General features: G+C 70.1%; 11 protein-coding genes and 1 riboswitch. Of the genes, 3 read left to right on the forward strand and 8 right to left on the reverse strand.

Translation table 11 applies throughout. The features are described from left to right. Positions 1-37: 37 nt before the first annotated feature. The 8 genes from OOT46_RS16430 to OOT46_RS16470 form a co-directional block, all read right to left on the reverse strand. Positions 38-3,079, reverse strand: a complete 3,042-nt coding sequence (locus OOT46_RS16430) for a pilus assembly protein (protein ID WP_265404706.1) — start codon at positions 3,077-3,079, stop codon at positions 38-40. Between the two features lie 41 nt (positions 3,080-3,120). Next, on the reverse strand, positions 3,121-3,627 hold the full coding sequence (locus OOT46_RS16435) for a pilus assembly PilX family protein (protein WP_265404707.1): 507 nt from the start codon (positions 3,625-3,627) through the stop codon (positions 3,121-3,123). Continuing rightward, entirely contained in the window at positions 3,624-4,679 is a 1,056-nt protein-coding gene (locus OOT46_RS16440) for a PilW family protein (protein ID WP_265404708.1), read from the reverse strand. Before OOT46_RS16440 ends, OOT46_RS16435 begins: the two co-directional genes overlap by 4 nt. A gap of 14 nt (positions 4,680-4,693) precedes the next feature. Further along, entirely contained in the window at positions 4,694-5,221 is a 528-nt protein-coding gene (gene pilV, locus OOT46_RS16445; protein ID WP_265404709.1) for a type IV pilus modification protein PilV, read from the reverse strand. Beyond that, positions 5,218-5,706, reverse strand: a complete 489-nt coding sequence (locus OOT46_RS16450; RefSeq protein ID WP_265404710.1) for a GspH/FimT family pseudopilin — start codon at positions 5,704-5,706, stop codon at positions 5,218-5,220. Before OOT46_RS16450 ends, pilV begins: the two co-directional genes overlap by 4 nt. Before the next feature lie 8 nt (positions 5,707-5,714). Then, a complete protein-coding gene (locus tag OOT46_RS16455) occupies positions 5,715-6,137 on the reverse strand; it encodes a type IV pilin protein (protein WP_322114262.1) in 423 nt (140 codons plus the stop codon). A 46-nt stretch (positions 6,138-6,183) separates the two neighbouring features. Beyond that, positions 6,184-6,269, reverse strand: a riboswitch (cyclic di-GMP riboswitch). A 120-nt stretch (positions 6,270-6,389) separates the two neighbouring features. Continuing rightward, positions 6,390-7,634, reverse strand: a complete 1,245-nt coding sequence (locus tag OOT46_RS16465; protein ID WP_265404711.1) for an MFS transporter — start codon at positions 7,632-7,634, stop codon at positions 6,390-6,392. 52 nt (positions 7,635-7,686) lie between these two features. Further along, positions 7,687-9,675 (reverse strand): TonB-dependent receptor domain-containing protein, encoded by a 1,989-nt coding sequence (locus tag OOT46_RS16470; RefSeq protein WP_265404712.1) that lies wholly within the window; start codon positions 9,673-9,675, stop codon positions 7,687-7,689. A 388-nt stretch (positions 9,676-10,063) separates the two neighbouring features. On the opposite strand from OOT46_RS16470, the gene OOT46_RS16475 reads away from it, so the two are divergent. The 3 genes from OOT46_RS16475 to OOT46_RS16485 are packed head-to-tail and all read left to right on the forward strand — an operon-like array spanning position 10,064 to position 13,865. Beyond that, a complete protein-coding gene (locus tag OOT46_RS16475) occupies positions 10,064-11,275 on the forward strand; it encodes an isochorismate synthase (RefSeq protein WP_265404713.1) in 1,212 nt (403 codons plus the stop codon). Then, the gene (locus tag OOT46_RS16480; RefSeq protein WP_265404714.1) at positions 11,272-12,975 is read left to right on the forward strand and encodes a (2,3-dihydroxybenzoyl)adenylate synthase; all 1,704 of its coding nucleotides are present in this window, start codon (positions 11,272-11,274) and stop codon (positions 12,973-12,975) included. The genes OOT46_RS16475 and OOT46_RS16480 overlap by 4 nt, the downstream gene beginning before the upstream one ends. Continuing rightward, positions 12,972-13,865 carry an isochorismatase family protein gene (locus OOT46_RS16485; RefSeq protein WP_265404715.1) on the forward strand — a complete coding sequence of 298 codons (894 nt, stop codon included), beginning with the start codon at positions 12,972-12,974 and terminating at the stop codon, positions 13,863-13,865. The genes OOT46_RS16480 and OOT46_RS16485 overlap by 4 nt, the downstream gene beginning before the upstream one ends. Position 13,866: the final 1 nt, after the last annotated feature.

The raw sequence follows: 13,866 nt of genomic DNA on the forward strand, positions 1-13,866 counted from the left end.
GCGGCCGGCCGGGGCCGGCCTGGCGTGACGGGCCGCCTTACCGCGGCGTGTCGGTGTGCCAGTAGCGGCGCTTGCGCGGTTCCAGTCCGGGCACCGGCAGTTTGCGGCCGGCGACCGGCGAGATCTTGCCGCTGCTGGTGTTGCCGCCGCCCGAGATGATGAAGGGCACGCGCTCCACCTGGCCCGACTGGCTGTTGACCACGGCGACGATGCCGCCCACCGGGCTGGGCGGCAGCCCGCCGCCGGCGAACTCCGAACTGGTCGGGGCTCCGCACACCAGCGGCATCGAGTAACCGCGCGCCACGCCCAGCGAGCCGGTGCAGCTGTTGGGGGAGGGCGGGGTCGGCTTGTTGGTGTTGAAGAAGGTCTGCCCGGCCAGTGTGGTGGCGCCGCTGATGACCTTCTCGCCGGCTTCCAGCGGCAGATAGCAGCCGCGCGGCTGCGAGGTCGATGCGAAGTTCTGCTGCGTCACCAGGTCGGAGAGGGCCAGCGGCACGTGGTTGGCCGGCACCGCGGCCGACTGGTTGGTGTCGAGCACCACGTAGAAGCGGTCGGTGCTGGTGGTCAGCCAAGGTTTTTCGCGATCGCCGGTGCCCACCATCAACGCGACGGCGCGCTGTGTCCCGACGGTGACCGACAGGACGTCGGGACCGAAAAACATCTTGCCTTCCAGCGCGGCGACCTTGTACATCGTCCACGCTTCTCCGCTGTTCTGGGTGGCGGACTCGGCCGTGAAGTCGGCGCGATAGATGTTGCCGCCCAGGTCGGTGAAGTAGCCGCGGTCGGCCAGCCCGTCCCGGTCGGTGTCGATCACCGCCACCGCGCCGGTGACGGGCCGGTCGATGCCGCTGGTGAAGGTCTTCACGACGGCGCCCGACACGGCGTCGAGGGCGATCAGGGAGTTGCCCATCGTCACCGCGGGGCAGGAGCCGGTCTCGCAGTCTTCCGCGGCAGCGTCGTAGCCGCCCCCCATCAACAGCACCGGGGTCGTGCGGCCTTTCAATCGGACCACGCGGATTTCGGACCAGGTCTGGCCCATCGAGGTGATGTCGGCCGAGGACTTCTTCCACAGGAACACCGGCCGTGCCGGGTCGGTGACGTCGAAGGCATAGATGAAACGGCCGCCGCGGCGCATCGTCGCATACAGGTAGACCTTGCCGTCGCGCGCCTTGTAGGCGGTGATCGGACCGTCGACGAAATAGTCGCGGGGGCGCGCGGTCGTGATGGCCGCGGGCGTCGTGTGATAGCGCACCTCGGGCAGATTGTCGCGCTGACGTCGCAGCTTGCCGAGGAACTCCTGCGGCACGAAGGACCACAGCTCGTCCCCGGCTTGGGCGCCGGTCTGGTTGCCGCGCACCGCCTTGAGCAGGCCATCGTTGGTGCCGTAGAACACCACCACAGTGGAGCTGTCGCCGCCGTAGTTCACGACCGCCGGGCGCGAGTGCAGCACATCGGCATGCACGCTAGGCCGCACTGTGACGTCGCCGCCGGGGCCGCGTTCGTCCTCGTGGTTGTCGGTGCCGCGGATCCAGTCGATGACGGCGCTGCGATCGGTGGCATCGCCCGCGTTCAGGAGGCCCGCGGTCAGCAGGCTGTTGTCGCTGCTGAAGCGCGTCGCCGTGCTGTCGCCCAGCGCGGTGTTGGGGCTGCAGTCGATGCAGGTGTAGACCTTGCGGGCGGCTTGGCTGGTCGAATAGACGGTGCGCAGGCGCTGCGCGTGTCCGCCCTTGGCGACGACGGATCCGTCCGGTGAGTCGCTCGCCGACGGCGGCGTGCCCTGGGGGTCGTTGGCCCAGAAGGTGCTGGACGTGGTCCAGAACGATTGCGCGGCGGGATTGACGAACTCGGTGTCGGGCAGCACCGCGTCGGTGCCCCGGCTGTCCACCAGCTTCAGGACTTCGCCGTTGTAGGCGAACTGGTACTGCTTCAGGTTGCCGACCCAGCGCGGCTGCCCCTCGGCGTCGGGCTTGAAGACGCCGAGGAACACCTGGTTCTCGAAGGTGCCCTGGGTGTTGACGCTGACCGGCAGGTTGGCGGCCGAGAACACGCTGTTGACCGACTGGATGTTGTTGAAGACGTTTTTCAAGGCCTCCGTCAGGGCGTTCACGTTGCTGGCGGAGTAGTACAGGCCGCCACCGGCCCGGGCGATGCGTTCGATGAAGTTGCCGTATTTCGTTTCCGCGGTGGACGGCGACGCCGACATCACCGCAATCCCGTAGGTGACGATGGGCTGACGGCCGTCCCGGGCGCTGACGTCCACGCTCGACAGGTAGCGCGCGGTCTCGTCGGCCCAGTTGTTCTGGTCGTTGACCGAGACCTCGCTGTTGGGGTAGAGCAGCGGTGTGACGTTCGCGCCGGCGTTTGCGAGCAGCTCGCCGATGTCGCTTTCGGCGCTCTGCGGGCTGCCGTTGGTCAGCAGGATGACGTAGTTCTTGGCGCAGCTCGACGCGGCTGGGCTGATGTACCGGCCGGCGCTGTTGAAGGCCTGCGTGTCATAGCGGACGCGGCTGGGATTGCTCTGGGCCTTGCCGTAGAGCGGCGCGCGCCCGCCGTACCAGAGGAAGGCCTCCCACAGCGCGCGCGCCAGGTCGGCGTTGTTGCTCTGATCCGCATCGTTGCTGATCATGGTGTTGCGGATGACGTCCTTGAGCAAGGTCTTGCCCGCCGCGTCCAGCGGCACGAAGCGGTGCCGGGGATAGGCACCGTTTGCGCTCGGCGAGTTCAGATAGAGCATGCCCAGGTTGAACAGGGCTTCCCCGGAGGCGCCGACAGGCAGCTGGTGGATCACGTTGTACAGCGCGCACTTCTCGATCGCGATCTTCTTGCCCTGCTCCTTGCCGGGGTTGTTGGCTTTCGGTGCCCCGCTGCCGTCGACATAGCTGCAGTCGGGCACATCCAGCGACGACGACCAGTTGGCCGAGTTGTCGAGCACGAGCAGCACGTTGGGCAGGTCGCTCGTGCCGTTGTTGCCGGCGAAGATGTCGATGTCTTCCGCGACGGCGGCGCTGCATGCGGTCGTCAGCAGTGCCAGCGTGCCGGCTCGGCGAAGCGCTGCGCCGAAAAAGTTCCACCGGATCATTGCCGTCTCCTTGGTATGTGTGGGGCGCCGTCGGGTACGCGTCATTGGCGGGGCGGGCAGGCAGCCGGTGCGCTGACGCTCTGCTGCGCGATGCCCTGGTTGACGCCAACCTCGGTGCCTGTCGCGGGGTCGGTGATCTCGGCGCGGATGTTCCAGTCGGTCTCGACGCAGCCGCTGACCTCGATCATGCTGCCGTCCGGAGCTGGGAACTGGGTGGACGCGCAGTTGTTGCCGCCTACCGGGGCCGTGCGCAGGCATTGCAGCGAGATCCGGGCGGTGTAGTCCGGTGTGCCGTCGCCATTGAGGTCCACCTCCACCGGGCTCGACGCGACCGCCGCGGGCTGTTGCGCGAACAGGTCGCTGCTGAGGGTCTGCTCGACCGCCACGGTGGCGGCGTGCACGGCTTCCTGGCGCGCCTGCATGTTGCCGGTGGCCCGCAGGTTGGTCGTGCTCGAGCGGAACATGGACACGGAAAACAGCGTGATCACGATCAGGAAGATCAGGACGGTCACCAGCACCACGCCCCGCGAATGCTGCGCTCGTTTCACGGTTTCTCCCTCACGCCGGCGACGTTCTGGATGCGCACCTGGGTGCTGTAGGCGCGGCGCTTGTAGCCGTCGCTGAAAGGCCCGACGCTGGAGTCGCCCATGTCGTACTCGGTGCCGGCGGGATCGGTGTAGCCCGGTGTGGGTTCCGCGGTGCGAGCGAGCAGGAACACGCGCACCGCCACCACGTTGGACCAGCGATCGCTGGGCGTCGTCGTGCCCAGCGTCGCGGAGAAAACGTCGGCGGTCCCCTCGGGGGTGGTGCCGCCGGCGGGCTGGTCGAAGCCGTACACGAAGTGGAGGTCGTCCAGGCCATCGGCGAGCGACCGCAGCTGCCAGGCTCCGTTCACCAGCTCCACCCGCTTGAGGGTCGGCACGCCGTCGCTGGGGCTGCAGCGCCCGCAGGACGAGATGTAGTAGATGCGCTGCACATAACGCTGCACGAAATTCGTGCCGGTGCAATCGGTGCCGTCGAAGGCCCGGCGCAGGGTGAAGGCGGCGGGGTCGTCGCTGAAGACGAAGCGGGCCGTGTCGGCATAACAGAAGGAGGTCTGGAAATGCGGCTTGCCCGGGCCGATGTTGGCTGCCGCGAGCCCGAGGCGCACCGGATCCACGCGGCGCAACGCGATCGCTGCGGTGTCCGCCTTGCGGTTGGGCAGACAGCTCAGCGTGTCGCTCGGGGCGATGCCCTGCACCCCGCTGGGCAAGGTCCACGGGGAGGTGCTGAAGCCCAGCGCGGTGACCGCGGTGAGGCAGGGATCGGGGCTGCTGAAGGCGTATTCGATGCCGCTGCCCTGCACCAGCGGTCCGAAGAAGCCCGCCATCTCGATGTCCTCGCGCAGCAGGTCCAAGGCATAGCGGCCGTTCTCGATCTGGCGGCTGGTCTTGTCGAGTTCACCCCGGGCACGGCTCGCGTTGACGTACAGCGTCACCAGGAAGCCGGAGATCAGGAGGCTGAGCGTGATGGACACCATCAGCTCGACGAGCGTCACGCCGGTCTGGCCGCGGCGGCGGCCGGCGCAGGTGCGCCGCCTGGGCTGGGGGCGGTACTGCACGTCCTTCTCCTGCCTCAGCCGGCCAGATCGCCGATGCGGACCACCGCGCCGACCGCGCGGCGCACGGCCGGGTTGGGCTCGAAGTCCTCCTCGGCGCAGCTCGACGCCGGGGCGGCCGTCGGCGTGGTACCGCGCCATACCACCGTGACGCGCACCTCGCTGCCCGGCAGCCCGGTGGACGATGCCGCCAGGGTCTCGATGCAGGCGCGCGCACCCGGCAGCAGGCGCACCAGCAGCTGGTTCCACTCGCACAGATCCTTGTCGGCGAGCAGCGCGCTGTCGCAGTCGCCGACCTCACTCTCGGCGCCGAAGGCGGTCGAGGCGTAGTCGGCCCACCGGCTGCGGTTGCCGTTGATGCGCTGGACCATGTCTTCGAGCACCAGCAGCGCCTGGGTCCGGTCGTAGGACTCGGCCTCGGCGCTGTAGGAGCGGCTTTGCAGGGCGATCAGCGCGCCCAGCCCGATCGCGGAGATGACCAGGCTGACCAGCACCTCGATCATCATCGCGCCCTGCTGGCGGTGTGCACGTGCGACGTGTCTCATGGACAGCTTCCTTTGACGGAGCGGGCCCGCCCGGTGGCGTCGAGCTCGATGCAGCTGCCTTCGGTCTCGGCCTGCGACGGGCCGCGGATGGAGAATCGGATGTCGCTGTCGGTCACCACGCGACCATCGCGATCGAACGCGATCGCCGTGGGCGCGCCGATGAACAGCAGGTCGGCGGAGATCGCATTGCGCTGCGACACGACCCGATCCCCGTTGACTTGCGTGACGCTCCAGCCCGCAGCCCAACCGTCGTCGCTCGGGCTCACGTGCACGACCTCGCCCGCGGCCGCGTGTTTGGTGGCTTCGCTGCGCGCCAGCAGGAGGTCGGACACGAGGTCGAAGGCGGCGCTGCGAACCCGTTGGGCTTCGAGGAGACGAGCGAAACCGGGGGCGGCCAGGCTCGCAAGGATCGCCAAGACGCTGATGACGGTGACCAGCTCCACCAGCGTGAAGCCGCTCTGAGACGGGTCGTGTCTGCGGACCATGGGGGCACTCACCAGCAGCGGGCCGGGCTCTTGACGCCGGCCTGGTCGATGCTCATCGTGCCGCAGCCGTCGGCAGCCTGCGCACCCAGGGGCGCTGCCTGGGCGGTGAAGGTCGGCGCTGCCGTCGCCGTCCCCGCGACGGCCGTCAGCGTGACCGTGTAGTGGCGCGACACGTCCGTCGGCACCGTGGCCCCGGTGCCCGCGACGTTGCTGGCGTAGGCGCGCGAGTCGAGGAAGATCTGCTGCTGGCGCGAGGCAATGTCGAGCAGCACGGCCTGTGCGGCGCCCCGGCGGGATTTGCGGACCTGGTCCTGGTAGGCGGGGTAGGCGACGGCCGCCAGGATGGCGACCACCGCGACCGTGATCATCAGCTCGATCAGCGTGAAGCCCCAGGTCCTGCAGGGCGGTGAGTACGAACGCGTGGCGAGCACAACAGGCCTCCTCGATCATGAGGCCGGAGGAGCTTGACGGTCTCCAGCCGGCAGCCCCGCTACCCTGGCGCAACGCGCTTTAGGCCGGAGGCTTTGCGACCCAAGCTTTCACTTGGTGTGCGGGCACAACTACATGTTTGGTTACATGATAAGGCAGCCCTGACCCGCGGCCCATGGGGCGCCGCCGACAGGTGTCGGTTGTGAGAAATCCTGCACGTACCGTGCCCGCCCGGTGGACGGCCGTTGGGCACCTCAGGCCTGGCGGGCGGGGTTCCCCGGCGCTTCCGCCGCGCGGGCCGGGTCGGTCGAGCTCAGCTCACGCCGCAAGGCGACCAACAGCGGCGCCAGGCCCACCGCGGTGGTGATGGACAACGCGGCCACGGTCGGCATGCCGATCAGGCGGCCGTCCGCGGCGCTGTCGAGCAGCAGCCCCGAGAGCAGGGTGGCGGCGGTGATGGCCGTGTCTTGCAGCAGGCCTTGCAGGGCCATGTAGCGACCCCGCTGGTGAGGCGCGGGCGCCTGGCTGGCGGTGGCCGACAGGGCGACATTGCGGGCGGCGTTGCCGGCCATGAACAGCACGAACATCAGCGCCGGCGGGCCGACCTGCCAGCCAAGCAGCGGCAAGCAGCCCAGCGTGATCGCGACTGTTGCGAGGCCCAGCGGCAGCAAGGCCCCGCGGCTGTCGGTGAGTCGGCCGCTGGCACGCATCGCGACCAGGGCCGCCAGGCCGCCGGCAAAGTAGAGCAGGCCCAGGTCCTCGCGCGGCACGCCGAGATTCAGCACGAAAAAGGTCGAGAAGTTCGGGATGAGCAGGAAGGCGCAGAACTGCGCGCCGGCCTGAAGGGCCAGCGCCCGCCGCACGGCAGCCTGCGCGAGCAGGCTGCGCAGGCCGGCATGTGGCGCCGTTTCGTCGCGGTCGGCTCGCTGCCTTGCCTCGCGCGGCAGGCAGGCCCAGGCGCCGGCGAGGAGCAGGGCGGCCAGGCCGGCGACCATCAGGAAGGGCGCCTGCCAGCCCAGGTGGCGCGCCGCTTCGAGGGCCAGCGGCACGCCGGCGATCGCGGCCATCGGCAAGCCGAGCATGATGCGTCCCATCGCGCGACCCCGTTGCGCCGGCGGCACGCTGTCGGCCACCAAGGCCATCGCGATCGCGATCATCGGGCCGCCGGCCAGCCCGGCGGCGGCACGGGTCAGCAACAACTGGGGCATCGTCGAGCAGGCCGCGGTGGCCGCCGTCGCGGCGGCAAAGGCGGCCAGCGCGATCAGCAGAACGGTGCGGCGCGGCCAGCGGTCCAGCCAGCGCGCGCCCAGTGCCCCGGCCACCACGGCGGCGGCTGAATAGGCCGCCGCGAGCCACGGCATCCGGTCGGCGGGCAGCCCGAGCGCCCGAACCAGGTCGGGCGTCAGCGGCAGCACCGCGAGACAGTCGAGCAGGTAGACGAACTGCAGGCCCGCGACCAGCACCGGCAGCGCGCGCAGCGACCTCGGAGCGGTGCTCATTGGTGAACCTCCGTGCTTCGCACTGCGGTGCGAGCCCCTTCGGGCGGCCGCCTCACAGCCGCCACGACAGGGCCAGCCGCACGTCCCGGCCCGGCTCCGGCAGGCCGGCGTTGCTGCCCCAACGTGGGTGGTAGCCGAAGGTCGCGTGGTCGTAATAGAAGCGATCGAACACATTGGCCACCGTCAAAGTGAGGGTCCAGTCGTCCTTGCCGGTCGGTTGCCACTGCGCGTACAGGTCGTGCGTGTGATAGCCGGGCTTCTCCCGGCCGCCCGGTGGGACGCGCTTCAGGCGCTCGACGGCCCGCGCGGTCCAACCCAGGTTCAGCTTCCACTGCGGCAGGGCGTAGTCGAGCTGGGCGACCCAGGTGCGGCCGGTGGTCGTGCCGAGCAGCAGCGCGTCGCTGTCGTAGACCGGCTCGCCGTTGAGCTCGGGACGCGCCTCGGCGACACCCAGGCTCGCCGACCAGGCCGCGACGCGGTAGCCCACGCTGCCGCTGTAGCCGCGCGAGCGCACGGTCCCCAGGTTGGCGCGCGTCTCGTCATAGCCGATGACATCGTCGATGCGCTGGCGGAACACCGAGGCCGCGGCATGCCAGGAGCCTTGCTGCCAACGCAGGCTCAGCTCGGTGTTGCGGGCCTTCTCAGGGTCGATGTCGGCCGCGTTTTCCTGGAACGGCCGCAGATATGGCTCGATGACGCCGACGCCCCGCAGCGCGCGGGCATGGCTGAGCTGCAAGGTCCACGCCTCGACGGGCGAGAACGACAGGCTGGCATTGGGCGACAGGCCGCTGGAGCGGTAGCGCCGGCCCGCGTCGTCGGTATAGCGGTAGCGGTCGTAGCGCGCGCCGAGGCCCAGGCTCCAGCGCTCGGCGAAGGCGTAGTCGTCCTGCACGTAGAGGCCTGCGACCTGGGCGTCCTCATCGTCGAAGTCGTGCGCCGTGCCCTCCACGTAGCCGGTGTCGCGGCGGAAGTTGAGGCCGTAGGCGAGGCGGTGATCGGCCACGATGGAGGTGTTGCCGACGTTGAGGCCGGCGGTGCGGATGCCGAGCTTCTCGCGCGTCGGCTGGTCCTCCGCCAGGCGCACGCTGTTGTCGTTGACGTAGGCGGTGGCGTTGAGCCTCACCAGCGGATCGCCCGGGTGCCAGTCGTAGCTGGCCACGGTGGAGCGGCGCTCGGTACGTTGTCGCTGCCGCGGGTTGAACGCCGTCTCCAGCATGTTCGTGCGCAGGTTGCGCAGGCCTTCGTCGTGCTGGTTTTCGTGCGAGACGCTGAAGCGGTGGCCCCCGTCGGCGCGCACGCCGAACTTCAGGAAGACGTTGCGCGCCTCGATCGAGCTGTTCGGCACGGTGTCGCCGTGGCCGTCCTCGTAGCTGTCGGTGTCGCGGTCGCTCACGCTGAACAGCAGGTCGGTTTGCTCGCTGGGCCGGCCGAAGACCGTGGCCGACAGCCGGGTGCCTTCGTTGACGCTCTGGTAGCCCGCCTTCAGCAAGGCGCCGACCCGCTCGCCGGGGCGCAACAGGTCCTCCGCGCTTTTTGTCGTGAAGCGCAGCGCCCCTCCCAGGGCGCCCGGGCCGGCCGTTGCAGTCGCCGTGCCCGCCTCGACCTCGGCGCGCTTGAGCAGCTCGGGCTCGATCATGAGCTGACCCGCATGGTGGTAGGCCGCCTCGGGCTGGGTGGCGCCGTCGATGGTGACGTTCAGCATGCGCTCATTGAGGCCGCGAACATAAACCTTCTGCGCCACCGGCGGTCCGCCGCCGACAGCCAGCTCGGGCATCAGCTTGAACAGCTCCTGGACTCCGGAGGCCTGCTGCACCTCGATGCGCTGGGCGTCGACCACGGTCGAGGGCGCGGCGCCACGCTGCCCAGTGACGACCACCTGGCCCAGGCCGATGCCGGGAGACGTCTCGCCACCGGACGTGACCGAGGTGGAGGGGGGCTGGGCCTGCGTCTGGGCCTGGGCTGCCGGCCAGCAGGCCAGGGCGCTCAAAGTCAGGGCAGCCAGCGGCTCAAGCGCGAGGCGCCGGTTAGGGACTCGGGTCACGAAGGTCTCTCCTGAAAGGTGTCGGTATCGATTGCGCAGGAGGCGCGACGCAGCACAAGCAGAAAAGGGTCGGCTCCTGTCTCCCTCGGGGGGCCGGCGAGCGGTGGTGGAGCGCCGGGCGGGGCGATTCTGCAGCAAGAATGAGAATGCGAGTCAATATCATTTGCGTTTCATGGTCTTTGCGAAGATAGGAATGAATCTCATTAAGATCTTCGGCGTCATGGCCTGAGCCGGCGCTGCGGTGTCGCGATGCGAGCGCTGGCCTTGGCCTGAACCAGCCGCTTCCCGCCCGCTTTGTCCAGCGGGCCCAGCCACGCCCCGGAGCCTGTGTGCCCCGACCCAGCCGGTGAAGCTCATCGAACCTCGTTTTCAAGACAAAGGAGTCCCGATGACCGCTCTGCCGAGCGATCCGGCGCCGCTGGAGTTGCGGCCGCTGGACCTGATCGCGCGTTGGCGCGAGAGGTGCAGTCTGTTCGTTTCCCCGCGACAGAGCGTGCTGGCCCATGGCATGCGCGCCGCCCTGCCGCACTGCGAGGCCGAGGCCCTGCCGGCTCGCGTGCAGTCGCTGCTGCAGGGGGCCCAGGCAGAGGGAGTCGTGCGGCCCATGGTCATCGGCGCGGTGCCTTACCGCCTCGACCGGCCGGCCCACCTGTTCATGCCCGGCAGCTGCCTGCTCGGCGCGGGGGCCAGCCCGTCCGCGCTGGTCCCGGCGGGCCCGCTGTCGCAGGCGGCGGCCGAACTGGCGGTGCTGTCCCAGCAGCCGCCTGCCCGCAGCTACACCACGAACGTCACCCGGGCGCTGGACGCGATGGCCCAGGGCGAGCTGCAGAAGGTCGTGCTGTCGCGCTCGGTGTCGGTGCGCGCGCGTCCGGACATGCCCTCGCTGCTGCGCCGGCTGGCCGAGCGCAATGCCCACGGCTACACCTTCGCGCTGGACCTGCCGGCCGGGTCGCTCGAGCCGCCGCGCACGCTGGTCGGCGCCAGCCCCGAGCTGCTGCTCTCGCGTGTGGGGCGCTGGCTCAGCACCAACCCGCTGGCCGGCTCCATCCCGCGCAGCGTCGACCCGGCCGAGGACCGGCGCCGCGCCGAAGGCCTGCTGCACTCCGAGAAGGACTTGCGCGAGCATGCGGTGGTGGCCGAGGTCGTCGCGGAGGCGCTGCGGCCGCTGTGCCGGCGGCTGCATGTGCCACGCGCACCCTCGGTCATCGCGACGCCGACGATGTGGCACCTGTCCACTCGCATCACCGGCGAGCTGGCCGATACCCAGCTCAGCTCGTTGGCGCTGGCGCTGAAGCTGCACCCCACGCCCGCCGTCTGCGGCCACCCCTTGAACGCGGCGCGCGACTTCATTGAGCGCCACGAGGGGTTCGACCGCGGTTTCTTCACCGGCATGGTGGGCTGGTGCGATGCCTGGGGCGACGGCGAGTGGGCCATCGCCTTGCGCTGCGCCGAGCTGCAGGGTGACACCGCGACCCTCTACGCGGGTGCCGGCATCGTGACCGGTTCGGTGCCCGAGCACGAGCTGCAGGAGACCGACGCGAAGATGCGCACCCTGCTGAACGCCTTGGCGCCGCTGCCGCTGCGGGAGGCTGCCCTATGAGTCCGGTACCGCGCCGGGCACCAGCCGACTTCACGCCCTGGCCCGAGCACGACGCGCGGCGTTACCGTGAGGCGGGGTGCTGGACGGGCGAGAGCTTCACGGCCATGTTGCGGGAACGTGTACAGCGGCACCCGGACCGCACCGCCGTCGTCTGCGGCACGCGGCGCTGGTCGTATGCCCGGCTCGGCGAGCGCGCCGAACGGCTGGCCGCCGGCTTCGCGCGGCTCGGCATCGTCGCGGGCGACGCGGTCGTGCTGCAACTGCCCAACGTGGCCGAGTTCCTCGCCGTCTGTTTTGCCCTGTTCCGCCTCGGCGCCTGGCCGGTGTTCGCCCAGCCGGCGCACCGGCGCGCCGAGATCGGCCACTTCTGCCGGCACACCGGCGCCAAGGCCTATGTCATCGCCGACCTCGACGGCGGCTTCGACCATCGCGAGCTGGCCCGCCAGGTGCAGGCCGAGTCGCCGTCCTTGCAGCATGTGGTGGTGCTGGGCGAGGCGGCCGAGTTCGTCCCTTTCGAGAGCTTGTACGAAGGGCCGGCTGTCGCCTTGCCGCCCGAGCCGCAGGCCGACCAGGTGGCCTTCCTGCAACTCTCGGGCGGCAGCACCGGGCTGCCCAAGCTGATCCCGCGCACGCACGACGATTACCTCTACAGCGTGCGCGCCAGCGCCGAGATCTGCGGCCTGGATGCCGGGACGGTCTACCTCTGCGCCTTGCCGGCGGCCCACAACTTTCCGATGAGCTCGCCGGGCACCCTCGGCACCCTGTATGCGGGCGGCCAGGTGGTGATGTGCCCGAAGCCGGCGCCAGACGTCGCCTTTGCGCTCATCGCCGAGCACCGGGTGACCTTGACGGCGCTGGTGCCGCCGCTGGCCCTGGTCTGGCTGGAGGCGGCGCGCAGCCGGCGCCCTGCGCTCGCCAGCCTGCGGATGCTGCAGATCGGCGGCGCCAAGTGCGGCGACGAGGTCGCGCGGCGTGTGCAGCCGGAGCTGGGCTGCCGGCTGCAACAGGTCTTCGGCATGGCCGAGGGCCTGGTGAATTACACCCGCGACGAAGATCCGCCCGAGCTGGTGCTGGGTAGCCAGGGCCGGCCCATTTCGCCGCTCGACGAGATCCTCGTCGTCGACGAGGAGGACCGTGAGGTGGCGCCCGGCGAGGTCGGTCAGCTGCTGACGCGCGGGCCCTACACCATCCGGGGCTACTACCAGGCCGACGAGCACAACGCGCGGGCCTTCACGAGCGACGGCTACTACCGCACCGGTGACCTGGTGCGCCGGCTGCCGAGCGGCCACCTGGTGGTCGAGGGCCGGGTCAAGGACCAGATCAACCGCGGCGGCGAGAAGGTGGCGGCCGAAGAGGTCGAGAACCACCTGCTGGCCCATCCGGCGGTCTTCGACGCGGCACTCGTCGCGATGCCCGACCCCTACCTCGGCGAACGCAGCTGCGCTTTCGTGATCACGCGCGACAGCACTCTGAAGGCGAGCGCGCTGGGGGATTTCCTGCGCGCTCGCGGGCTGGCGGCCTACAAGCTGCCGGATCGCTACGAGTTCGTCGAGCGCTTCCCGCACACCGCTGTCGGCAAGGTCAACAAGCGCGCCTTGCGTGAGCGCATCGCCCAGCGCCTCGGCGCCGCCCCCGCCGCGGCCGGCGCCGATGCGGTGCCCGCGCGCGACCTGCCCACCCCCTTGGACCTGAGCTTATGAGCATCCCGACCATCGCTGCCTACTCTCTTCCTGCGGACGACAGCCTGCCGCGCAACCGCGTCGACTGGATCCCCGATCCCGCGCGGGCGGTGCTGCTGATCCACGACCTGCAGGAGTACTTCCTCGACTTCTACGGCCCGCGCGAGGAGCCTATCCCGACGCTGCTCGCCAACGCGCGTCGGCTGCGCGACGCCGCCGACGCGGCCGGCGTGCCGGTGGTCTACACCGCCCAGCCTTTCGAGCAGTCGCCCAAGGACCGGGGCCTGCTGCAAAGCTTCTGGGGCCCGGGGCTCACCGCGAAGCCGCACCGCCATCCCATCGTCGCCTCGTTGGCGCCGCGCGAGCAGGACATCGTGCTCGTCAAGTGGCGCTACAGCGCCTTCGCCCGCACCGACCTGCTGCAGCGCATGCGCCAGATGGGGCGCGACCAGCTGGTGATCTGCGGCGTCTATGCCCACATCGGCTGCATGATCAGTGCCGCCGACGCCTTCATGAACGACATCCAGAGTTTCATGGTGGCCGATGCGGTCGCGGACTTCAACGCCGAACGCCATGCGATGGCGCTCGACTACGTGGCGCAGCGCTGCGGCGTGGTCTGCACGGTGCGCGAGGTGGTGGAGGTGCTGGCGCCTCGCACCCCCCAAAATGCCGGCGCGGCATCGGTGTCGGTCGAGGTGCTGAGGCACCAGGTCGCCGAGGTGCTGGGCAGCGCGCCCGAGGAGGTGGACCCGGCCGTCTCGCTGCTGGAGCAGGGGATGGACTCGATTCGCCTGATGACGCTGGTCGAGCGCTTCCGCGCTGCCGGGCACAGCGTCGGTTTCGTCGAGCTGGCCGAAGCACCGACGCTGCTGCAATGGGCCGAGCGCCTGCAGGCAGAAGGCCGCGTTTGAG

Source organism: Aquabacterium sp. A7-Y, from assembly GCF_026153205.1.
Classification (GTDB): Bacteria; Pseudomonadota; Gammaproteobacteria; order Burkholderiales; family Burkholderiaceae_C; genus Caldimonas.